This window comes from Bartonella sp. CR84HXZ (genome assembly GCF_042194535.1).
Taxonomy (GTDB): domain Bacteria; phylum Pseudomonadota; class Alphaproteobacteria; order Rhizobiales; family Rhizobiaceae; genus Bartonella; species Bartonella grahamii.
In genome coordinates, this window is sequence record NZ_JBHIMY010000007.1 from 94,088 (window position 1) to 117,601 (window position 23,514).

At 39.3% G+C, this 23,514-nt stretch carries 21 protein-coding genes and 1 pseudogene; 15 read left to right on the forward strand and 7 right to left on the reverse strand.

Annotated features, from left to right (window positions below; translation table 11 throughout):
- Positions 1–200 precede the first annotated feature (200 nt).
- The 4 genes from ACFIKD_RS04920 to ACFIKD_RS04935 all read right to left on the reverse strand — a co-directional run bounded on the left by ACFIKD_RS04920 (position 201) and on the right by ACFIKD_RS04935 (position 3,955).
- On the reverse strand, positions 201–599 hold the full coding sequence (locus ACFIKD_RS04920; protein WP_375647364.1) for a hypothetical protein: 399 nt from the start codon (positions 597–599) through the stop codon (positions 201–203).
- A 641-nt stretch (positions 600–1,240) separates the two neighbouring features.
- Complete coding sequence (locus tag ACFIKD_RS04925; protein ID WP_375647365.1) at positions 1,241–1,600, reverse strand: helix-turn-helix domain-containing protein; 360 nt, start codon at positions 1,598–1,600, stop codon at positions 1,241–1,243.
- Between the two features lie 604 nt (positions 1,601–2,204).
- Complete coding sequence (locus ACFIKD_RS04930; protein WP_375647367.1) at positions 2,205–3,248, reverse strand: tetratricopeptide repeat protein; 1,044 nt, start codon at positions 3,246–3,248, stop codon at positions 2,205–2,207.
- A gap of 341 nt (positions 3,249–3,589) precedes the next feature.
- On the reverse strand, positions 3,590–3,955 hold the full coding sequence (locus ACFIKD_RS04935) for a helix-turn-helix domain-containing protein (RefSeq protein ID WP_273787686.1): 366 nt from the start codon (positions 3,953–3,955) through the stop codon (positions 3,590–3,592).
- Positions 3,956–4,451: 496 nt separating this feature from the next.
- On the opposite strand from ACFIKD_RS04935, the gene ACFIKD_RS04940 reads away from it, so the two are divergent.
- Together ACFIKD_RS04940 and ACFIKD_RS04945 are read left to right on the forward strand one after the other, a co-directional pair.
- Positions 4,452–4,640: an antitoxin gene (locus tag ACFIKD_RS04940; RefSeq protein ID WP_375619989.1), complete on the forward strand. Its 189-nt coding sequence runs from the start codon at positions 4,452–4,454 to the stop codon at positions 4,638–4,640.
- Positions 4,640–4,927, forward strand: a complete 288-nt coding sequence (locus ACFIKD_RS04945) for a type II toxin-antitoxin system RelE/ParE family toxin (RefSeq protein WP_375647368.1) — start codon at positions 4,640–4,642, stop codon at positions 4,925–4,927. Before ACFIKD_RS04940 ends, ACFIKD_RS04945 begins: the two co-directional genes overlap by 1 nt.
- Before the next feature lie 275 nt (positions 4,928–5,202).
- On the opposite strand, the gene ACFIKD_RS04950 is transcribed toward ACFIKD_RS04945, so the two are convergent.
- On the reverse strand, positions 5,203–5,964 hold the full coding sequence (locus ACFIKD_RS04950; RefSeq protein ID WP_375619987.1) for a TIR domain-containing protein: 762 nt from the start codon (positions 5,962–5,964) through the stop codon (positions 5,203–5,205).
- Positions 5,965–6,270: 306 nt separating this feature from the next.
- Positions 6,271–6,939, reverse strand: a complete 669-nt coding sequence (locus ACFIKD_RS04955) for a thiamine phosphate synthase (protein WP_375647370.1) — start codon at positions 6,937–6,939, stop codon at positions 6,271–6,273.
- 365 nt (positions 6,940–7,304) lie between these two features.
- Between ACFIKD_RS04955 and ACFIKD_RS04960 the strand changes: the two genes are divergently transcribed.
- The 10 genes from ACFIKD_RS04960 to tolB all read left to right on the forward strand — a co-directional run bounded on the left by ACFIKD_RS04960 (position 7,305) and on the right by tolB (position 19,036).
- On the forward strand, positions 7,305–8,447 hold the full coding sequence (locus ACFIKD_RS04960; protein WP_375647371.1) for an OpgC family protein: 1,143 nt from the start codon (positions 7,305–7,307) through the stop codon (positions 8,445–8,447).
- Between the two features lie 180 nt (positions 8,448–8,627).
- Entirely contained in the window at positions 8,628–9,146 is a 519-nt protein-coding gene (locus ACFIKD_RS04965) for a DUF1465 family protein (RefSeq protein WP_015856950.1), read from the forward strand.
- 1,234 nt (positions 9,147–10,380) lie between these two features.
- A complete protein-coding gene (ruvC, locus tag ACFIKD_RS04970; protein ID WP_273787693.1) occupies positions 10,381–10,896 on the forward strand; it encodes a crossover junction endodeoxyribonuclease RuvC in 516 nt (171 codons plus the stop codon).
- A 13-nt stretch (positions 10,897–10,909) separates the two neighbouring features.
- The gene (gene ruvA / locus ACFIKD_RS04975; protein ID WP_375635532.1) at positions 10,910–11,524 is read left to right on the forward strand and encodes a Holliday junction branch migration protein RuvA; all 615 of its coding nucleotides are present in this window, start codon (positions 10,910–10,912) and stop codon (positions 11,522–11,524) included.
- 13 nt (positions 11,525–11,537) lie between these two features.
- Positions 11,538–12,632: a Holliday junction branch migration DNA helicase RuvB gene (ruvB, locus tag ACFIKD_RS04980; RefSeq protein WP_375613207.1), complete on the forward strand. Its 1,095-nt coding sequence runs from the start codon at positions 11,538–11,540 to the stop codon at positions 12,630–12,632.
- Positions 12,633–12,845: 213 nt separating this feature from the next.
- Positions 12,846–13,286 carry a tol-pal system-associated acyl-CoA thioesterase gene (gene ybgC / locus ACFIKD_RS04985; RefSeq protein ID WP_375635534.1) on the forward strand — a complete coding sequence of 147 codons (441 nt, stop codon included), beginning with the start codon at positions 12,846–12,848 and terminating at the stop codon, positions 13,284–13,286.
- 1,728 nt (positions 13,287–15,014) lie between these two features.
- Positions 15,015–15,728 carry a protein TolQ gene (gene tolQ / locus ACFIKD_RS04990; protein WP_015856945.1) on the forward strand — a complete coding sequence of 238 codons (714 nt, stop codon included), beginning with the start codon at positions 15,015–15,017 and terminating at the stop codon, positions 15,726–15,728.
- 15 nt (positions 15,729–15,743) lie between these two features.
- Positions 15,744–16,196, forward strand: coding sequence for a protein TolR (gene tolR / locus ACFIKD_RS04995; protein WP_273787696.1), 453 nt, complete (start codon positions 15,744–15,746; stop codon positions 16,194–16,196).
- Between the two features lie 106 nt (positions 16,197–16,302).
- Entirely contained in the window at positions 16,303–17,667 is a 1,365-nt protein-coding gene (locus tag ACFIKD_RS05000) for a cell envelope biogenesis protein TolA (protein WP_375647372.1), read from the forward strand.
- 43 nt (positions 17,668–17,710) lie between these two features.
- Positions 17,711–19,036 carry a Tol-Pal system beta propeller repeat protein TolB gene (gene tolB, locus ACFIKD_RS05005; RefSeq protein WP_015856942.1) on the forward strand — a complete coding sequence of 442 codons (1,326 nt, stop codon included), beginning with the start codon at positions 17,711–17,713 and terminating at the stop codon, positions 19,034–19,036.
- 1,099 nt (positions 19,037–20,135) lie between these two features.
- On the opposite strand, the gene ACFIKD_RS05010 is transcribed toward tolB, so the two are convergent.
- Positions 20,136–20,882: a YebC/PmpR family DNA-binding transcriptional regulator gene (locus ACFIKD_RS05010; protein WP_005774608.1), complete on the reverse strand. Its 747-nt coding sequence runs from the start codon at positions 20,880–20,882 to the stop codon at positions 20,136–20,138.
- A gap of 367 nt (positions 20,883–21,249) precedes the next feature.
- On the opposite strand from ACFIKD_RS05010, the gene ACFIKD_RS05015 reads away from it, so the two are divergent.
- From ACFIKD_RS05015 to ACFIKD_RS05025, 3 genes and pseudogenes are all read left to right on the forward strand, one after another.
- Positions 21,250–21,945 (forward strand): DUF1013 domain-containing protein, encoded by a 696-nt coding sequence (locus ACFIKD_RS05015; RefSeq protein ID WP_375611764.1) that lies wholly within the window; start codon positions 21,250–21,252, stop codon positions 21,943–21,945.
- A 201-nt stretch (positions 21,946–22,146) separates the two neighbouring features.
- Positions 22,147–22,668 carry a peptidoglycan-associated lipoprotein Pal gene (gene pal, locus ACFIKD_RS05020; protein WP_375647374.1) on the forward strand — a complete coding sequence of 174 codons (522 nt, stop codon included), beginning with the start codon at positions 22,147–22,149 and terminating at the stop codon, positions 22,666–22,668.
- Between the two features lie 52 nt (positions 22,669–22,720).
- Positions 22,721–23,514, forward strand: a pseudogene (locus tag ACFIKD_RS05025) (tol-pal system protein); the annotation flags it as partial.

The following is a 23,514-nucleotide window of genomic DNA, read 5'->3' on the forward strand; positions in this document are numbered from 1 at the left end:
CATTATTTTTAGTATTCTTCTTTCCTTAAATCTTAAAGCTGTAACTTACACTATTTTGTATTGTCACAATCTATAATAAAATTTATCCACTCTGGCTAAAAATGAGGTTTTTTATTAAGCTGCAAATCTCTTTGCCTTTCGCAAGAGCTTTTAAGTTTTTACGTTTAAAATATAGAGAATGGTTACATGAAATAGCGGGTTCATTTGGGATGAGTATTTATATAAGAACGCGGCTCTCCGTTCACGTTATACTGAAAAAGAGACACTATAGTGCTACTATTTAATCTTATTCTATAACTCAAATTCACACCCATGTTTTGTTGTTTTTGGGGTTGATCTGTATAAATCACATTATATCCATTCTGTCGCAACAGATTGATAAATACAGGAGTAAAGTTGTCTGCTGTATTATTTTTCTTTATAAGAAGTGTGGTTGTAGCGGGTGGTAAAAACCCTTTGTTACCGCTAATAAATTTGTTAGCGACTAATTGTGCCTGACGCTTTGTAAGACTTTGATCAACATAATTTGATGAATAATTGCCTACAGATGCGCAACCTGCCACCAACACAACCGGTGACAGCAATAAATATTTTAACATCGTTAATTCCCCTTACTTATTGTTGCTCTTTTTTGCGAAGCTCCTATTCCAAAAATTAAGAGCAACTTTACCTATAGCTACTTAACAACATATCGGTATCTAATCAATCGGTTAATTAATCAATGAATAATGGTTTCAGCTGTAAAGGTTGCTTGAAGTGCTTCTTGCGGCGTATATTTTAATAAACAGCTGTTTTTGGTGATTGTGATAAAAAAGCAATTTTTTGCGTTTGCATGTTAAGATCACGTCCTCTGTCACCATTATACAATCATGCGTTAGGTGCTGTTCCAGATTGACCAAAAAAAATTTCAAGCATTGCTTTTTGAGGGCTATTTTTTTAAAATCCGCATGAATGCTTATTTTGTTTGCTGTAAAATACTATCGTTTGAGGTGTGGTGCTGTAAGGCATCAAACTTTGCACATGTGATATTTTTATGAGAATGTGTGGTGAATATATGAGGGGGGGCTTGTCCGGATAATCTTGTGAAATGAACCACATGAAATGGGAAGCTAAAAGAGTTCTGTTCTGAGAAGACGGATTGTTTACCAACTGGATAGGGAAGGGACTTCTGTCCTTTGAGGGGTGGGAGGCAAGTTAAGAACAGAGAGTGTAGCGCCCTATATCATAATGTTAAAAGTTTTCATTTTGATTCAGAGAGTAATTGTAAAATGGCTCTTTGTTTTATCGAGGTTAGAACTCTAAATCTTTTGAGCAGCAGGTATTCCTCTGTGCTTGATGCGATTTCATCATGGTGGTATGGAGGCTGTTGTTTTGTTAAGATATCAGCATAGAAAAAGGAAACCGGAACATTTAGGATATCGGAAATTTCTTTTAAGCGCCCTGCACTGACACGATTTAAGCCGTTTTCATATTTCTGGATTTGTTGGAAAGTAACACCTAAATGTTGACCTAATGTTTTTTGAGACATTTTTAGCATTTTTCGTCTCAAACGAATTTTTTTGCCAATGAAAATGTCGTTATCAAGATTTTTGGCTTGCATTTTAAAGCCCCCTCCGAGTGCGAGCGCCCTCGCGTTGGTATTCCGGGAGCTTGAAAATACTGAATCCGAATCAGCCTTTTTGCTTTTAGTGCTTAAAGCACCTGGACATAGCAAAAACTCCCGGAATCCCGGGATACCCAAAAAGTGGGTTTATTTTCGCGTTCGGATTATAGGGTTTTCAAGGCCCTATTGGTCGTTGCGTATGCGACCAAAACACCTTTCAATTCATAAAGTAATTTCAGCAAATTTACAATAAAAAATAGTTTTTTACTGAGAGTTGGCGTGTTTTTCATCCAAGCAAAAAGAATGAACAAATAGAGCTTTTGGAATTTGCGTGATAGCCTAGTTCTTTTGCTTATTGGATATTGTTTGCTTAAGCTGATGACATCAGTGCGTTTTCTTTACCAATGGAAATGTCGTTATAAAGATCTTTGGTTTGCATTTCCCTCCGACGGGGTGCGAGCGCCCTCGCGTTGGTATTCCGGGAGTCTAAAAACACTGACCTCAAATCAGCATTTTGCTTTTAGGGCTTATCGCCCCTAGACAGTGCAAAATCTTCCGGAATTTCTATAAATTTTATCTTTTTGAAGCAGAGAGGAGTATTTTAAAAAACAGGAAGGAGCTTTATTGCTTCTTTGTGCGCTTTTTCTAGTTGTGTTTTGTCCATGCCTTGGAGCATCATTTCAAGATCAGGGGCTTGCATTTTTGCCTCCTTTGCAAGCATATACCATGCCGCTGCCATTATTATATCGCCTTTTGTTCCTGTGCCATCTCGATAAAGCCTTGCAAGGGAAATCTGTGCTGGTGCTATCATGTTGATAGCATTTCTTTGAAGTAAATGAAAAGCACGGGGAAAATCTGTTTCTCCTCCACGCCCCTGTATAAGCCATTGTGCTAAATGAAGTTGAGCTTTTAAGTGGTTGTTTTGAGCCGCTACCTCCATGAGTTTGCGGGCATTGCGATCATCCTTGGGTCGTGTTAACGTGCCTAAGGCAAGAATTTTTGCAGCAGAAAAAGCAGCTTCAGCATCCCCAAGAGCTGCACCTTTTAAGTACAATTTTAAGGCTTGCTCGATTGCTTCATTTTCACGACTTTGGGAAGAAACACCGGGGAGAGCTTGTTTTTCCTGTGAGGCTTTATAAAGAAGCAGTTGTCCATAATAAAAATAGGCTTCCTTGACGCCTGCATTGACAGCTTTTTGAATGAATTGTTCACCAAGTTTTTGATTTTGTTTTATAAAGTGACCATCAAACAACATAAGTCCATAGCGTAGTTGTGCTTGGGGTTCCCCCTGTTTTGCGGCGCGTTCAAACCATAAAGCAGCACGCGCACCGTCAATAGGGACAGCACATCCCTCCATATAAATTCTGGCAAGAAGAGTTTGTGCAAAAGGATCATTTTTTTCAGCACGTCGGAGTGCTTCACGAAAAGCTTTTAAATAATAACCTTGGATGTAATAGTCATAGGCTTGATCATAGTCTCCAGCTTTTAAGGGCTGAAAAGGTTCTTGAGTGTTTGAAGCTTCTTGAATCGTATTGAAAGAGCCTTCAGAACTTGAGAATTCTTCAGTGTTTCCAGCTGAATTGACAGCAGAACTTGCAAGTCCAATCACGCCTAAGATAAGCAGCTTCACGCTTCTCTTGATCATGGTGTTTTCTCCTCATTACCGATCAGAATTTTCACATTTTTCTTTCATCATTACAAGCCGTATAAGAATCTCATTTCTATATTACTTTTTATTTCTCAGTTTTTCATCTTAGTTAAGGTAGGGTTGGGTAAGTTTAAAAAAATAGCATAAATGTCGATGAGAGCCAGATTGTTTAAAACAGTTTTGTTAAAAATAATAATGATGAAGGGTATCGTGTGTAAAAATGCTTATCTTCTATTATATTAAGGGCATCTCCTCCTAAAATGAAAAAATGCTTATAATGGGGGCTGCTTTTTAAAATACGTATGAATGCTTATGAATAGTGCGCTATCCGTGTGATGTTAGCTTGCATTCTCATCAGCGATGAGCTGTAAAAAGGCTTTCTTTTTTACCGTTGTGAGAGTTCTAAATCTTTTGAGCAGCAGATATTCCTCTGTGCTTGATGCGATTTCATCATGATGATATGGGGGCTGTTGTTTTGTTAAGATATCCGCGTAAAAAAAGGAAAGTGGAACATTCAAAATATCAGAAATTTCCATTAAACGCCCTGCGCTGACACGATTTAAGCCTTTTTCATATTTTTGAATTTGTTGGAAAGTGACACCTAAATGTTGACCTAATGTTTTTTGAGACATCTTCAACATTTTTCGTCTCAAACGAATTTTTTTGCCAACAAAAAGATCAATATGAGGATTTTTACTTTGCATCTTTCCCCGCCGGTTGCGAGCGCCCTCGCATGAGTATTCCGGGAGCTTGAAAGTACTGAAATCTAATCAGCTTTTTTTGCTTTTAGTGCTGAGAGCACCTGGACATAGCAAAAACTCCCGGAATTCCGGGATACCCACAAAGTGGGGTAAATTCATGTTTAGATTTTCGGGCTTTCAAGACCCTCTTGGTCGTTGCGTATGCGACCAAAACATCTTTTAATTCATAAAGTAATTTCAGAAAATTTACAATAAAAATAGTTTTTTACTTACAAAATTTGTTTTTTAATGAGAGGCTATCCGCTTCTTAAATCTCTCTGGAATGATTGTCAAAATCATGACATTAGCCCCCGTGTTTTTTGAGAGGGTTAAAAAGCCTTAAGTTTTAAGATCAAAAGAACTTTGGACGCTTAAAAGTTAAACATTTTCAATTCGCTAATATTGACAACATAACCAATAGTAATTATCTTCAATGTTCAGGAATAGAAAGGACATACATATGAAGACCACCCTTTCTCCGCTAATTTCAGAGTTCGAAACCGTTGAACAGGAAAGCAGCTACACTGCATGGCTGCGCGATAAGGTAGCGAGAAGTCTTGCAAATCCATATCCTCCTATTCCGCATGATGAGGTTATGGCTGAAATGGAAGTTATAATCAGTCAGCTTGAAGCTGAACAGGAAAAGTGATGCTTCCGATTGTTTGGTTGTCTTCGGCGCGCGACGATTTGCGTCAGATTTTAACGTACATTGCTCGCGAAAATCCATCCGCTGCGCGCCGAATGAAAAGGTTTTTGGAAGCATCCGTATTGCCATTGGCAGAACATCCATATTTATACAGACAGAGTGAGAAGGTATTAGGATTACGAGAAATTGTAGCGCATCCAAATTACCTTATATTGTATCGAGTAGCTGCAAATCAAATCGAAATTGTAGCTGTAGTACATGCCCGACGTGAATTTCCTATTTTTCTTTAATCTAATCAGAGGCTATCTGCCTCTTAAACCTTTCTGGAACAATTACCAAAATTATGACAACAGTCCAGCGTTTATCAAAGAGACTAAAATGATTTCTTCTACGGTAGTGAATTCACACGCGGTCTCTTCATTTAAATTTGCACAATCGCTTGCTGTTTGAGGAAGGGTTGGGGGGTGATCGTTTCTCTGTGCTATAGGATGTGTGTGTCTGTGGAATGTGGTGGGGTGTCTTGTGGTTTTGGGCGTGCGCTTTAAAAAATAAACATAAGCATTATTCAAATTGAATTTAATGCATGAGTAACTTTCTTTTCATCTAATTTCTTTGCATCTAAATTGAAGCCGGCTTCACATAGTCGATGAGAAAGATCTTTAAGTGTTTCTTTTACGTGTTCTTTAAAAGGAAGGTATATAATTCCATTAATATCTGAAGGGAGTTCAAGGTCTTGTTTTTTTAGAATAGCGACATTTTTGCGAGAAAGCGTAGACATTAACATGCCCATTTCGAAAATAACGTTTTGTCGCGCACGGGGTTGTGCTGCTTTTTTGCCGGCAGATTTGGCATAGCCTATATCATCGGGAGTAAGCAGCACAATACCAAATTTTATGAAATCGCTACAGATTCCTTTTTCTAAAGCTTCAATGATGGTTAAGCCATTTCCGCCAGTATTTTGTAAAATGTATGGTTCAAGATTAAAATCATTAAGAATAGATGTAAGTTGCTTTAGGGCAGTACGATCATGACCATGAACGATAAAAATTTTTTTATTTGAAGGATTGGAAGCAGTTTTTGAGGAAGGAATTGTTGATGTTTCTTGTATGTGTTTAACCAAAGCTTTTTCTAGATTTGTCACAGCGGATTCTTTGCCTTGAACGTTGATTGTTCCTGTGCTTTCATACCAATTAATAACGCCTCCTTCGGAGGTTTTGATTTGATATCCTTTAGAAGAATTAAGTGATAGAGACTTAATTTCTATGATTTTATATCCAGCTGTTTTAACTATATCTTTAAGGTCTTCGAAGGTTCCGCTATATTTCACTGTTTATATTCTTTCAATATTGCTGGCTATTAATATAAAATGTTGGTTTATTTTTATAACTATTTGAATTTAAATAGCTTTATGATTTCATATTCTTATACGATGCACAAAAAGAAACGGTCACCTTCCATTCAATTGATTGAAACGTGGGAAAACTTGACTAAATGATGGGAAATTTTACTGCGTGATGAAGCGATCTGATTGAATTGTGAATGAACGAAACGAATTTTTCTCCTATTTATATATGCCGTTATGTGCTCTATATAAGAAGCACGAAAGTTAACGCTTTATTTATAAATTCTCCTCCTATATTACAAGGGGGTGTTTTTCACATTTTTCTTGCATTGTTTTAAGCAGTATTAAGGGGTTGTCGTTTCCCAAAATGACTTCTTCTACAGCAATGAATTCACATCCAGTCTTTAAGACTTCATCAAAGGTTGAAAAATCGCTTCCTGCTTGGATAATGGCGGGGGTTTGCATAATTTCTGCCCACCATGTTGCTAACTGGAGATTGCGGGGGTGCGCATGGGGTTTTTTATCAGCACCGAGTTTGCCAAACAGAAGGTAATCAACACCTGTTTCCGCTGCAAGCATAGCACTATGGCGATTGCGTAAATTGCCAAAGCCTATAATTTTTTGTTCCTTTTGCTGATTTTTGAAGCTTTCAAGAGCGTTAAGATCATCTTCTATGTGCAATCCATCAGCCTTTATGCGCCCAGCAATGCGGCTGTCATCAGCGATGAGAAGGGCTGCGTCATGATGTTGAATATCTTCTGCGTAAGTTTGCGCTTGTTGTTGTAAAAAAGAGCTATCATCTTTCAACTTTTCAGAATCATAGAGGATGACGCATGCAAAAGACTTTGTTTGCAAAATTTGCCGCAAAAATGGGTGTGGGGTGTTGCGCCGAACATCGAGTGTTAAAATCAACTGAGGGAAAAGAGGCGGATCAATTGGTTTATTTTTTTGTTCTGTCATGTCAAATCCCTGTTTCTTAGAGAAAAATAATGCTTAAAATTAAAGTTTCATTCTATTATGCTTATTTGCGATGAAAGTGACCACCATTTTCACGTAATTTAAAGGATTTGTGGGTGTGTGGGAGCCTGCTTATGAGAAATGAGAGTGTTTTTAAGCATAATATGTCGCCTTTTTGCTGTGATACATGTATGGATTCTTTTCGTTCTTTTACCTTTAAAAAAATTTTGCCTTTTAAAAAATAAACGCTTAAAATGAAACTTGACTCTTAAAAATTAAAATTTCATCCTGTTGATGCTTGTTGGCAATAAGGGTAACCACCATTTTTATGGGACTTCAAGGGGTTTGTGGCGTGTGGGAGTCCACTGATGAAATACCAAGGTGTTCTTGAGCATAATACTCAACCTTTTCACCGTGATACGCGTATTGACGTTTTTCGTTCTTTAGCCTTATTGACGATTTTCATCAACCATATTCCCAGAACGATCTATGAGTCTTTTACCCATAGAAATTTCGGTTTTTCTGATTGTGCAGAAGTGTTTGTTTTGCTTTCAGGGATTGCTCTTGGGTTAAGTTTTCATGGACGGTTACAGCAAAAATCCTTTGCTTTTATCATCCGAAAACTGTGGTACAGAGCTTTGCAGCTCTATGGCGCATATCTTTTTACTACTTTTGTCACGTTAAGTCTTTTTTTTGCTGCCTTTTTATTATGGAAAACAGAAAAACTTTTATCAATGAACAATGTGGGACTCTTTTTTAAAGAGCCTGGTATCGCATTTTTGAGTACCTTAAGCTTTGGGCATCAATTGGGATATAATAATATTCTTCCTCTTTATATCGTTTTGATGTTTTTTGCGCCTTTTATCCTTTATTTGAGTTGTAAACAGACAAAGTGGCTGCTTTTTGGTTCGTTTACGCTGTATCTTATCTGCGGATTTTATAAAATTGCTCCTCCTTCTTATCCCTTAGAGGGAAAGTGGTTTTTAAATCCTTTGTCTTGGCAATTCTTATTTGTCATAGGATTGACCAGTACTTTAGCGCTTAAACAAGGAAAAACAATCGCTTTTCAGTCTTTTTGGATTGTTTGTGCGGCAGCGTATCTCTTGTTGGCGCTGTTATGGGTTCGCTTAAACTGGTGGGGTATTTTGGGGTGGCTTGGCTGGTCTTCCCCATTGCTGAACTTTAATAAAACCTTTTTAAGCTTGCCACGTTTACTCCATGTTCTTGCATTAGCCTTTTTTATTCTTTCTTTGCCCTGCATCAATAAATGGTTTTATGTCTCTCAGAAACATCCTTTAGCAATCTTAGGAAAACATAGTTTACCGGTCTTTGTAACGGGAACCATTTTTGCGATGTTTGGACAAATTATAAAAACAGTGATGACAGGAACGTTTTTTTCCGATACCCTCTTAATAATAACGGGTATTGCTCTGCAATTTGGAGTCGCCTATTATTGTGAAAGACGGCGATCTTGGCAGTGGTCCTTTTCAAGGAAACTGATCCGTTTATAAGAAAAACGCTCCTGTAGCGTTTGTTGGGTGCGTTAACCTTAGTATAAAAAGCGCGTTGCGCAAAAAAATTAAAAGAGGTAGCAGTTAAAAAAAAGCGTTCTACACAGCAACAAAAGAAACTTTTTAATACTCTATTCGTTGAGTGGTGTAATTTTGTGCTGATACTTGGAGTATAAAAGCGTGAGTGTACATAAACGTCCATATGATGAACCTATTATCATGATTGAGCATAATGCTTTTGAAAATGCTTTTAATCGTCTCTATGAAGAAACAATGGCGCTGATTGAAAAAACCGCAGCGTATATTGATTCAGAAGGGAAATTAGTGGCACGTTCCCTTTCGGCAGAAGTTTCTGCAATCTATGCGAAAGAAGCTATGTATTTAAGTACACGACTGATGCAAATTGCTTCTCAACTCCTTCTTCTTCGGGCAGAGCGCGAAGGGGAAATGTCATCAGAACAAATAAAAAAAGAAATTGTAAAAGTATCACTTCATACACCGACATTGGAACTTGAAACCCCTCATTGGCATGAATTGCCAGAAATTTTCCGCCAATTTGTTTCTCATTCATTGCGTTTAGAAGCGCGCATACAGTATATGCGTGCTGGGTGGGAAACTGCAGCCTCTTGTGCCTTAGAAGATGATAATCCAGTAGGAAAACAAATCGAATTGCTCAAAACTGCCTTTGGGCGTTCTTAGAGGTATTCCCTTGCTTTGCGCGAAGGGGAAATGTCATCAGAACAAATAAAAAAGCAATTGTAAAAGTGTCACTTCATACACCAATATTGGAATTTTTCCCTTTCATTGGCATGAATTGCCAGAAATTTTCCGTCAATTTGTTTCTCATTTCATTGCGTTTAGGAGCGTGCATTTTTTTCGTTTAGATATGCGGCTGTAGTTTAAGCGCGCTGGTAAATAAGGGGCGGCTGTAGTTTAAGCGATCCAGTGGGAAAACAAATCGAATTACTGAAAATAGCTTTTGGGGGTGTTTTGAGAAGAATAGCGCCTTGCTTCTTTCTTGCGATATTTAGAGCAATCTACCCATTTTTCACAACCAAAATGTCACAACTAAAACCAATCTAGAGTGCTTTTTTCTGCCTAATTTCTATTTGAGCGTAGGAAATATCTTGAGCTTATAGCTGAGAGGTATTGATTTCGAATTATGGCATGGGATGGGGTATGGTTGGTCTTGTGGAAATCGGCTTTGGTTGATTGCAGCTGGAACACTTTCTGTTGATCTGTCGTGTGATTTTGTTTTGGCTATGATAATGATCGGGCGCTAGATAGAGCTAGGGATTGTATATCAATTTATTTATGCTCTATAACTTATGCCTATAAAGTTGCTGTAGAGCGTGTGTTAATGAGGATGATACACATTGTGTCAGTTTTTGGGCTTCTCTTGTTTTGAATGGAAGTTATTTTCTTCGCGTAAAATAAAACATCCAAAATAAAGTGCCATATAATGAATGCCTCAGGGGTTCTCTGTGCCCCCATGCAATGTCCCCTCTCTATGCAATGACATTGTGGTGTAATGGGCATATTCAAAAACACCTCTCAGTTCTTGTTCACATCCATTGAGCTCCCTCATCTTAACGCTTGCAACGGAGCAAGCCGGCACCATCATCATATTTGCCAGTCCCCAGTGTTGCGACAAGTTCTTGGCTCTTGAGATGGTTCATTAGAGGCATGTTTAGTCCTTTCTTGTACAGTTTCACTCCACACGGAAATCCCACGTGTGATGTGCAGATAAAAGATTTTGATTGATTTTAGTTATGCTTCATAAAGTATGTTCCATAAAGATGCTGTTCGTTGCGTTTTATAATTGTATAAATTGGGGGCATGACCATCTTTTGACTGGTTTTGTCTTGTGCTGCTGTTTTGTTTGTGGTCTTGTCTTTATTCACAAGGGGGAAAAGTGTATAGACTGTAGTTTATGGCAGAGACGATTCGTATTATAGGCATTGATCCCGGATTACGGCGTACAGGGTGGGGCGTTATCGATGTTGCTGGTAATCGTCTTCAGTTTATTGCAGCAGGGACGGTTTCTTCTGATGTAAAGTGTGAGCTGGCTTCCAGATTATGTCAGATCCACAAAGGTCTTTCAGAGGTTGTGCATCAATTTATGCCCCATGAAGCCGCTGTAGAACATGTGTTTGTTAACAAAGATGCTACAGCAACTTTAAAACTTGGGCAAGCACGTGCAATTGCATTGCTGGTTCCTGCGCAAGCAACTCTTCCTGTTTTTGAATATGCGCCCAACAAAGTGAAAAAATCAGTTATTGGTGTTGGACACGGTGCTAAAGAACAAATCCATATGATGGTAAAAGTTCTACTCCCACGTGCTGAATTTGATAGCAGTGATGCGGCTGATGCTCTTGCTCTTGCTCTTTGTCATAGTATGCATCGTAAGAGTATTGACCGATCTTATCAGGCAAGGATGGCGATATGAGTGGGGTGGCAACATGATTGGCAAATTAAAGGGCACCCTTGAACATATCTTTGATGATCATATCCTTCTTGATGTGCACGGTGTGGGGTATGTTGTTTTTGTGTCAAATCGGCTGCGTCCTTCTTTGCCTTCTGTTGGGGAGGCGTTAAGCCTTTTTATTGAAACGCATGTTCGGGAAGACGCAATCCGCCTTTTTGGTTTTGCTACAAGAGCTGAACAGGAGTGGTTTTGTCTTCTACAAAATGTTCCTGGAGTAGGGGCGAAGGTTGCTTTGGCAATCTTGGGTACTTTATCGCCAGATGAACTCGCACAAGCTATTGCCTTAAACGATGTTGCGATGATTAGTCGAGCGCCGGGCGTTGGTAAAAAAGTCAGTGAAAGAATTGTGGGTGAACTGAAAAGTAAAACACTCCCCTTTGAACAAGCGCTCAAGACTGTTTCGGTTCCTCAGCGTGAGATGACCAATCAACCTGCGCATGACGCGCTTTCCGCGTTGATGAAGCTAGGGTTTGAACGGGAGCAAGCATCCCGTGCTCTTGCTCTTGCGATGAACGCTCTTGAGGAGGAAACTGTTTCTTCTGCCCTGCTGATCCGCCATAGTCTCAAATTGCTTTCTTCTCCTACTTAAAATCAAGGTAACAATGCATAAAGATGAAGATAAACGCCTTCTGGGTTCCGCTCCCCTTCCTAACGATCCAGATCGTTCCTTAAGACCACAAGTTCTCGATGATTTTATTGGTCAAGAAGCGGCACGGGCTAATTTAAAAATATTTATTGAAGCAGCAAAAACGCGGCAAGAAGCGCTGGATCATGTTTTGTTTGTAGGACCTCCGGGGTTAGGAAAAACAACGCTTTCACAGATTATGGCAAAAGAATTAGGCGTTAATTTTCGCTCTACTTCAGGACCTGTCATCGCTAAAGCAGGAGATTTAGCCGCTCTCTTGACCAATCTCGAAGAACGTGATGTCTTGTTTATTGATGAAATTCATCGCTTAAATCCGGCGATTGAGGAAATTCTTTATCCAGCCATGGAAGATTATCAACTTGATTTGATTATTGGGGAGGGGCCGGCAGCACGTTCGGTGAAAATTGATCTGGCTAAATTTACTTTGGTAGCGGCAACTACACGTTTGGGGCTTTTGACCACACCGCTGAGAGACCGTTTTGGCATCCCAATTCGTCTAAATTTTTATACTATAGAAGAATTGGAATATATTGTGCAGCGTAATGCACGGCTTTTTGCCGTCAAGATCAGTGATGATGGTGCTCATGAAATTGCACGCCGAGCACGGGGCACTCCTCGTATTGCTGGGCGGCTTTTACGGCGCGTTTGTGATTTTGCTTTGGTTAAACAGGCAAAACAAATTGACCAAAAAATCGCCGATGAAGCGCTTTCGCGCCTTGAGGTCGATCATCTTGGGCTTGATCCGCTTGACCGTCGCTACTTGCTCCTGATTGCGGAAACTTTTTTAGGGGGACCGGTGGGGATTGAAACAATTGCTGCTGCTTTATCAGAACCACGCGATGCCATTGAAGATATTGTTGAACCGTATTTGCTCCAACAAGGTTTTATTCAAAGAACCGCTCGTGGACGCATTCTAACTGAAAAGGCTTGGAGCCATTTAGGGCTTTCTGCTCCTGCCTCTACAACGTCTATACAAAGGCGTTCTCAACTTTCTGATGCTCAAGACAATTCATCACTTCAGACGTCTTTATGGGATGGGGAAGATGACTAAGATATTCTCTTTATTAAAAGAAACTATGTGAATATTTTATAGCAAGGTCATAAAATACAAGAGACGTGCTTCTTTTAGTATATTCTGACCAAAAAGGTCTTGCACGATTAAGGGGGGGCTTTTTCTTTTCACAACTTCAACACAAAAATGTGTTCAATCTTTTGATTGATAAATAATTTGCTATATTAGATGATTTTATGGGACATGAAGCCAATGACAGAAATAACTCCTTTTAAGAGCAATCATACAAATGCTTTTCATAATTTTCAGGTCCGCGTTTATGTTGCGGATACAGATTTTTCCGGAGTGGTTTATCATGCGCGTTATCTTGAGTTTTTTGAACGAGGACGTTCAGAGTTTTTACGGGATACCGGTTTTAATAATAAGATGTTAGCAGCAGGGGTTGAGGGGGAAAAACTGTTTTTTGTTGTGCGTCATATGGAAATTAATTTTTCAAGACCAGCTAAAATTGATAATCTTTTAGTTGTTAAAACACGTGTTACTCATATCCAAGGGGCACGCTTTTTTATGGAGCAATCTATTTTGCATGAGGCGACCACGTTGGTAACAGCTAAAGTTGAAATTGCTCTGATTAATGAGGAGGCAAAACCGCGACGTTTACCCAAAGAACTTTTTGCAAAAATGCTTGGTTAAAAGTGTTATTCATTGAGCGAGCAGCTTCAGGAGAGATCAGGGGATATAAAGTAACCTACAATCTAAGACCATACATTTATCATAGCCTAAATGTTTCCCAACAAGGTCACATGATACATCAAAAGAAAGCACCTCTGCTACAATAACTACACTAAATTGAAGATGATATCCCACAAAATTAAACACGCCTCATCCATGTTATGATTCAAAATCAATGTCTCATCATCCATTTTCTGCTATAAACTCAAGATATTTTCTTTCTTTTGAAGAAAGGTTCGTTGGCATAAGAAAACAGCAGAAAAGTACAAAACAAAAAAGAAATAAAAAATGGATTAAGATTTATTTTTATAAAAATGCACATACCCAGCACAATATTGCAATAAAGTGATAATAAGCTATTAGGTCAAAAATTTTCTCAAAACACCCAAAGAGTATTTTAAGCAATTTGATTTGTTTTTTACTGGATTGTCATTTGGCATCACAAGAGCGCATGTCCCATCCATTTTCATCCATAATGCATGACTTTATCTGCGCTCCTAAACGCAGTGAATGAGTGAGAGATTAATGTATACAAAGCAGAAATGTATTCTGGATTTAAAGTTTCAAAAGCATATTATTTTATATAATAGATTGACTTAGAAAGATAAATTATCACTTCTCACGGGTACAAACCCCAATAGAGTCATAGAGTAAAATACTTTCATTTCAAATCTGTTCATGTTGAAACAATTAAAATCATTTGATTATACATCATAAGATGAGCAATATAAATCGTTGAAAAAATTGTAAAAATGTTTCTTATGGATCATTCTCAATGCAATAACGATCAAATATCACAAGTGCGCAAAGAGAACGAAGAAGCCAGTTTTCATGAAGTAAAGATGTGAAAAGGCTTTTTTCACGTCACAGAAGCTTTTACGTTATACTATGGTGCCAAGAGATGATGGGCATTGAAAGGGGCGAATTCACAACACAATGAGACTATATGAGACTTACAATAGATTATATGGGACTTACAATAGGGGTGCATGGGTGAGGCGCATTGTTGTGAGGCATTTTATGGTGGTTTATTGTCGTTTTTGTGCCCGAGGGTATCCCCGTATTAAATTCGATGAAAAATGAGAGAAACAATAGTCTGAGGCAAAGCGTAATCTTTCATGATTATAACATATTTATTTATAATGATAATTCATTGCGTTGTCACTTTTGGATAATTCTGAAACTTGTAAGATTTTTTCTTTTCAAGCCCTATTGCTGTGAATTAATCAAAAACATTTTCTTACATGTCACAAGCGGGGTTGGTGAGTGGATACAGAAACACTTGAGAAAGGAATAAAAATGCCTCTTATGAATCTTTTCAAGTGCTAAGATTTATCGCTGCATTTTGAGCTTAAAACGTGTATGATGTTTTAGTTTTTTTTCATGAGCGTAAAGGTGGTGGTGCATAATAGATTTGATATCATGCATTTTTATATCTTTTGTTTTTATAGCATTTATGGGGAAGGCTTTATCGTTATATTTTTCATAAATGCTGTTGTGAAATGAGGGGGGGCGTGTGTTGAGGGATGTCTCTCGTCATCACTTTTTAAAGAAATTTAAGAAACAAGTCTTGTTTTAGCACATGAATTTATGTGAAACTAAGGTTTTTTACTTAAATTTAGAAACTATAAAATAATCTGTTTTATAGAATTTTAAAAAATACACCTTTTATTTAGAGGGACAAAAATTATGCCGCATGGTGAACTAACGAATCCGGAAACAATTGGAATGTTGCATTTGTTTATGCAAGCGAGTTGGATCGTGAAAGGTGTTATGATTGGGTTGCTGCTCGCTTCCATTTGGAGTTGGGCAATTATTTTTGATAAAATTTTTACGTATCGGAGAATACGGCGTGAAATAAAGCAGTTCGAACGTACATTTTGGTCAGGCAAAGCGCTAGAAGATCTTTATGCATCATGTAAAAGTCAACACACCAATAGTATATCCGCCGTTTTTATGGCGGCGATGATTGAATGGAAAAAATCTCTTGAAAAAGGGACCCATACATCGAAAAGTTTGCAGAGCAGAATTGATAAGGCTATGGATTTGACGCTGGGACGTGAAAGTGAAAAAATAGAATCAAAATTAAGTTTTCTTGCGACACTGGGATCTGCGGGGCCCTTTATCGGACTTTTTGGAACAGTTATTGGTATTATGGAGTCTTTTCTTTCTATTTCAGCTTCTCAAAATACATCACTTGCCATTGTCGCGCCAGGGATTGCAGAAGCGCTTTTAGCAACCGCTATTGGTTTGTTTGCAGCAATTCCAGCCGTTATTGCTTATAACAAGTTGACTCATGAAAGTGCGCGCATCATTGCACAAATAGAAAATTTTGCCGATGAATTTTCAACAATTGTATCGCGGCGTATTGATGAAACACGCACAGCACCTTCCTCATTATAAAAAGGAGCTTATCCCATGGGAATTTCTGTTGCTTCTTCTTCTCGAAAAAATACACGCAGGCGCTATCATTCACGAAGCCAACTGATGAGTGAGATCAATGTCACTCCTTTTGTGGATGTCATGCTGGTCTTGTTGATTATTTTTATGGTCTCTGCCCCCCTTTTAGTGAACGGTGTTCCTCTAGATTTGCCTCATAGTCAAGCGGGTCCCGTACGAGCTCAAAAAACGCCCCTTACGGTTTCACTTGACGCGCAAGGGCGCTTTGCCATTAATCAAGATTATTATGAAACGTCACAAGCACTGATTGCACACCTTAAAACTCTTCTGGAAGAAGATGCTACACAAAAAGATCAACGGGTTTTTGTGCGGGTTGCTAAAACTGTTGAATATCAGCAAGTATTAAAACTGCTGGCGGATATTCAAAAAGCGGGGTTTTCTCAAGTTGCGTTAGCAAGTCTAGCACAATAAATAATAAGTAATAAAATTTTCGCATAACCTGTTGTTTTTAAAGTGTTTAATAGAGCTCAGAGTGATTAAAAATGAAAAAATATAAGTCATAAATAAGGCATAAAGAATGAACAAAGACTCCTATCATAGCATGAAACGAGGCTTGGCTTTATCCCTTGTGGTCCATGTCATTTTTCTCAGTTGGGGAGCCGTTCAGTTTACAAGCTCTGTCTCTTTACCACAACCATTGGAAGCAATTCCCATCACTCTTGCTCCTTTAGTGGACGAGTTGTCCTCTCAACAAGGATCCGTGAAGGCTCCCATCCGTGCAATCCCTGCCGTTAAACCAACTGTGCAACCACAAGAGAAAGAAGATGCACGCCATATTGGAGAGGGACAAATAGATAGTCTAGCACCTTTTCAACCAAAGGAAAAACTGCGTCCTGTTGAAACAGCATCGCTACCACCAAGCAAGAACACGTCAGAAACATTTGCACCCGAACTTACAAAACCAGAATTATTAGAAGCAAAAACAGAGGATACACCCAAGGTTGCGCCTGAGATGCCTTTGAGCGCGCCGGAGGATACCCCCAAGGTTGCACCTGAGATGCCTTTGAGAGCACCGGAGGATACTCCCAAAGTTGCACCTGAGATGCCTTTGAGCGCGCCGGAGGATACCCCCAAGGTTGCACCTGAGATGCCTTTGAGAGCACCGGAGGATACACCCAAGGTTGCACCTGAGATGCCTTTGAGCGCGCCGCCGGAGGATACCCCCAAGGTTGCACCTGAGATGCCTTTTAAGGCGCCGGAAGATGCGCTCAAGCCTGCGCACAAAAATGAAGAGATGATATCGCCAAAAGAATTGGCTCCAACGGTACAGAAGGTACCAGCAGAACAGATTGTTCATCAAGCGCCCAAAATTACACTTCCAGAAAAATCTCTTCTTCCACAGTTTAAACCAAAATTTGACGAAGAATTTCCAAGGAAGAATGCGGCTGCATTGAATCAAAAGACGCCAAAGCTTAACAAGAAAAACCAAGAAAAACAGACTATTGAAGATATTTTAGCACTGGAGGAAAATAATTTGCTCAATCGTGCGCGGTCACAAGGAGGGGGAGCAAAACGTTCTCATACACCAGAAGCTTTGGGCGCAAGAAAAAACATTGATGATACCACAAAAATGGCACAAACATTGGTCAATATTGCGGGGGCATGTATTCAACAGAAGCTTAAACTTGTGGCGCTTGGTGGCGATTTAAAAAACCGTCCGGTTGTGCGGTTGCGATTTTATTTAGATCGTGAAGGGATGGTTGTGGGCGATCCTATCATTGATCCCGTAAGCGGTCTTGAGAGTCAACAAGCTATTATGATAAGGCAGGTGTACGCCGCTGTCTTTTCATGCCAACCTTATGCAGATCTCCCACGTGATCAATATGATCTATGGGGGCAAGGTTTTGACTTTAATGTTGATCCCCTCCAAGAAATCAGATGATAAATGAGAAAAAATAAATTGGCTTAACGAAAGGACACATTCCATGATGACTATAACGAGACATAAAGTTTTTGCTTGGTTTATTGTCACTTGTGGGTTGTGGCTTTCAAGTATTTCATCGGGCTATGCGCAATTGAAAGGGACTATTTCGAGCGCTGATTTTAATCCCATTCCCATTGCAATTACAGACTTTATTTCCAATGATTCGATTGGGTTGAAAATATCTGCTGTGGTGACAGCCGATCTTGAGCGGTCGGGGCTTTTTTTACCGCTTAATAAAGAAAATTTTCTTGAAAATATTTCTAATCCTAATAAACAACCGCATTTTGCGTCTTGGCAGAAAATAAAAGCGCAAGGTTTAGTTACGGGGCAAGTCATGAGAGAAATCGATGGACGTTTGAGGGTCGATTTTCGTTTATGGGATGTTTTTGGACAAAGACAATTGAAAGGACGGCGTTTTTATACCGCGACAGAACGTTGGCGGCGTGTGGCACATATGATCGCAGATGAGATCTATAGTGAGATGACAGGAGAAAGTGGTTATTTTGATACACGAATTGTTTTTATCGATGAAACAGGCCCCCAAAATGCACGCATTAAACGCTTAGCAATGATGGATCAAGATGGCGCAAATTTGATTTATATGTCTGATGGAAGTGAATTGGTGCTTACACCACGTTTTTCCCCAAAAAGACAAGAAATGACCTATATGGCTTATGAGGACAATCAAGTACCTCATGTTTATCTTCAACAAATTGAAATGGGACAAAGAGAGTTGATCGGAACGTTTAATAACATGACAATTGCTCCGCGTTTTTCTTCTGATGGACAAAAGGTCATTATGAGTTTGTTACAAAATGATGGCAGTGCAAATCTTTACACCATGGATTTACGAACCCGTACGATGACGCGACTTACAACAACTTCTGCTATTGATACTTCTGCTTCTTATTCACCGGATGGAAAACAAATCGTCTTTTCCTCAGATCGTAGTGGAAAGCCGCAAATCTATAAAATGAATGCGGATGGGAGTGATATTCAGCGTATTTCTTCAAACGAGGGGAGTTATTCGACACCTATTTGGTCTCCACGGGGTGACTATATCGCCTTTACAAAACAATTAAGCGGACAATTTTCTATCGGTGTTATGCGCCCTGATGGACAAGGAGAACGAATTTTAACCACAGGGTTTCACAATGAAGGACCAACTTGGGCACCCAATGGTCGTGTGCTGATGTTCTTTCGCAAAAATCCCGGTATGGGACCAAAAATCTATACGATTGACATTACAGGACGCAATGAACGTCAATTACCCACCCCCAATGATGCTTCGGATCCAGCATGGTCGCCATTGCTCAATATACAGTAAAACAAAATGCTTAAAAACAGAACATAGAAGGAATATAGTCTATACAGTTTCAAGTTTACACAATCTCAATTGTCTTTAATTATTTAAAAGAAGGAATCGATTATAGTGGGCATGGGGAGTTATGTAGATTTCATCTATCATCTACGGTTGTTTATCGACAATAGAATTTCCTTGGGGGAAAATGCTTAAAAAATTCAAAAACAACATCTTGAAAAAATATAGTCGAAAATTCTGAGGTCTCTAGATTTCAACTTTTTATTCAAAGTGTCTCTCTATATTTTTTTGACGTCCTCTTTGATTTTGTTTGCGAAGAGTCTAGACTCTTGTCAAGGGTGTTTTTCTGCTGCTCTCTGATGTGTTTTATTCAAGTACGCTGTTGTTTTAGGTCAGAATATTGATTGATCGGTAATAGCAAAAGGACAGATTTTTAAGATAAATGACATTATTTTATGAAACATACGATGATTTTATGAAACATACGATGTCATAAAGTTAATGCTATAAAGTCAAAAATTTATCCGCAACGGATTAGAGAGATATACCGGCTTTTTGGATAATACTTTGCTAAACAATCAGCTCTGGCTTTCCATTTGCTTATTTTTATTCTGTGATGTTGTAAAAACACTGTCATTTGAGGTGTGGCAATATAAGGCATATAAACTTCCTTGAGATATTTAAGTGTTTTTTAAGTGCATGGCGAATATTTAGGGGAGTGTGTATTTTTTGAGCCTTAAGTTTCAAATGAATTCCATGAGTGATTCGTTATAGGAATACGTCAAGAAAATCCGAATTGTTTACAGACCAGATCATCTTCATTACTTGAGGGTGGGGAGGTTAATCTTAAAGAACAAAAAGATTAAATAGAGAGGGGTTATAGGGATAATCTTTGGGGCATGTAAGAAAGGCGTGAGGCTACAGAGTTTTTTATGCTTTCTTTTTTGGGTTATGTTTTCTGGAATTAATGGCGGTTTTCTTGTTGCACCAATGGTTAGTCCCCGCTATTGATGCGGGGCTTTTATATGTGCGGATAAAGAGGCGAGGTGACAGATGCTTTTGAAGCCCTCATGAATGAAGAGAGGGCTTGTGCAAATGATAGGAATTATACAGATAATTTTGCCAAAATCTCATCGCTGACATCAAAATTGGCATAAACATTTTGTACATCATCATCTTCTTCTAATGTTGAAATCAGTCGTAAAACGGACAAAGCTTTTTCTTCATCTATTGGTGCAAGGGTGGTGGCTTTCCAAATCGTTTTAATCGATTCTGCTTCACCAAGTTTTGCTTCAAGTGTTTTGGAAACTTCACCAATATCTTCAAATGCGCAGGTAATATGATGTCCGGTTTCTTCTGATTGCACATCTTCAGCACCGGCTTCAATTGCTGCATCCATGATGTTATCGGCTGTCCCTGCTTCTGGCTTATAGATTATTTCACCAATCCGATTAAACATGAAACTGACCGATCCTGTTTCTCCTAGGGCTCCTCCTGATTTTGTGAAGGCGGCGCGCACATTTGAAGCGGTGCGGTTGCGGTTATCAGTTAAAGCTTCAACAATGACGGCAACACCGCCTGGTCCATAGCCCTCATAGCGTACTTCATCATAATTTTCGACATCGGTACCTGAAGCTTTTTTAATCGCGCGTTCAATATTATCTTTCGGCATCGATTGTGCTTTGGCATTTTGAACAGCCAGCCTTAAACGTGGATTCATGGCTGGATCAGGAGCACCTTGTTTTGCTGCTACGGTAATTTCCCGCGCAAGTTTAGAAAATATTTTCGAGCGCATTGCATCTTGACGCCCTTTACGGTGCATAATATTTTTAAATTGTGAATGGCCAGCCATAGTTTTCCTTCCTATTTTAGGGCTTTCTTTCCAGTTGGATACTCTTTAGAATTTAAGGCGATAAAACACGCATCCCACCAGAATAAATGTGCCACAGCATGAGGTGAAGTAATCGAATAAATCCTTTATAAGAAAATTCATCTTAAAGGTAAAGACACCTTAGTTGAGGATCATTACAAGAGAGATCTCTTGTCGTTGAGCAAAAATAACGCTATAACAGAATGTAATCTCATGGCAAAATGGTTTATTCCATGCCTCGCTTTGTTTTAGGAGTGGTTGGAGAGACCTAACATATAAAAAGTTCTAGTGCTCTTGAGTGGGCGGTAACCGGCCTCATAGAAGAGGCGCAGAAGAGGATTTATAAAAAATGGCAACGCAACTTTTGATGCCCAAAGCAACAGCTGTTTGGTTGGTTGATAATACAGCTCTTTCTTTTGATCAGATTGCAGAATTTTGTAAATTGCATGTTTTGGAAGTAAAAGCTATTGCCGATGGTGATGCGGCTTATGGTATTAAAGGTTTAGATCCGATTAGTTCTGGGCAATTGACGCGCAGTGAAATTGCACGGGTGGAGGCTGATCAAAACGCACGCTTGAAAATTTCTCAATCTAGGGTGCATATTCCTGAAAAAAAACGCAAAGGGGCGCGCTATATCCCTCTTTCTCGACGCCAAGATCGTCCCAATGGTATCCTATGGTTGGTTACGAACCATCCTGAGTTGAAAGATGCACAAATTGCACGGTTGATTGGGACAACAAAAGCGACAATTGAACAAATCCGCCTTAGAACCCATTGGAATAGTGCAAATTTGGTTCCTCTTGATCCTGTAGGACTTGGTTTGTGTTCGCAAATCGATTTAGATTTTGAGCTCCAGCGTGCGGCGAAAAATCGCCCTGTTGCTGCAGAAGAAGATAGGTCGTTGCTTCCCGCTTCTGTGACGGAAAACGCTGCCCTAGAGGAAAATGAGAGTGAAGAAAATCTGCATAAGACTTTTGATGCTGATAAAGTTTTTGCAAAGCTGAACGCGCTGCAAAAAAATCGTCAAGATCAAGATGATGCATAAAAAGCTATGACGTATAAGGGAAACATTTCTTATGGAAATGTTAGAGGAATGGCTGGAGAGAAGAAAAATTGGCAGAGACTCAAAAATAAAAATGATGACCAAAAAACAGAAAAATTTCGTCTTCATTAGGAATTAACGGTTATTCTTGAAAATATTTTTAAGAATTTACCCTTCTTTACGACACTCAAGGAGAAACGGACTATGCGCTCTACCCAAAAAACCTTCTCTTATTCCTTAGCTGTCCTCTTTTTTTTCGCACTATGCTTGGCTGGGTGTGGCAAAAAAAATGTCGGTGCACTTAACGGTATGAATGGCGCTTATATGAATGATGCTGGTTTGAATCAGGTGCCACCAGGCTCAGGACAAGAATTTACGGTTAATGTGGGTGATCGCGTGTTTTTTAGTCTCGATTCTTCTTCACTTGATGCTGATGCTGAACGTATTTTAACGCGCCAAGCGGAATGGTTGCTTCATTATCCTTATTATTCTATTATGATCGAAGGTCATGCTGATGAGAGGGGAACACGTGAATATAACTTGGCACTTGGACAGCGCCGTGCTGTTGCTGTGCGAAACTATTTGGTGTCTCTAGGTGTGTCTGAACAACGGATTCAAACAATTTCTTACGGAAAAGAAAGACCTGTAGCGGTCTGTGATGATATTTCCTGTTGGAATCAAAATCGACGTGCTGTGACAACGTTGAGTGACATGAATAGTCATTAAAAAGAAGATTGTTTGTTTCAACTATTCAATAAGCTCTTAAGGGGAAAAAGGAATGTATCGTAAAATCAATTGGAAAACACTCTTTTATATGGCGGTTTTCATAGCTTGTTCTACTTCACTTGTTCAAAGTGCGGCACGAAGGGCTTCCGAATATCCTGCACATGATACGGATAAAGTTGATGAAGTTGATAAGGCATCTAGCGCGGAGGAAAAAGCCACTGACACTGTTAATAAGGCTATTGATGCTGTGAAGAAAGCACCTGAAGCAGCTGATAAAGCAGCATCTAGCGCGGAGGAAAAAGCCACTGACACTGTTAATAAGGCTATTGATGCTGTGAAGAAAGCACCTGATGCAGCTGATAAAGCAGCATCTGATGTGGTGGAAAAAGCTACTGACACTGTTAATAAGGCTATTGATGCTGTGAAGAAAGCACCTGATGCAGCTGATAAAGCAGCATCTGATGTGGTGGAAAAAGCTACTGACACTGTTAATAAGGCTATTGATGCAGTGAAGAAAGCACCTGAAGCAGCTGATAAAGCAGCATCTGATGTGGAGGAAAAAGCCACTGACACTGTTAATAAGGCTATTGATTCAGTGAAGAAAGCACCTGAAGCAGCTGATAAAGCAGCATCTGATGTGGTGGAAAAAGCTACTGACACTGTTAATAAGGCTATCGATGCAGTGAAGAAAGCGCCTGATGCAGCTGATAAAGCAGCATCTAGCGTGGAGGAAACAGCCACTGACACTGTTAATAAGGCTATTGATGCTGTGAAGAAAGCGCCTGATGCAGCTGATAAAGCAGCATCTAGCGTGGAGGAAACAGCCACTGACACTGTTAATAAGGC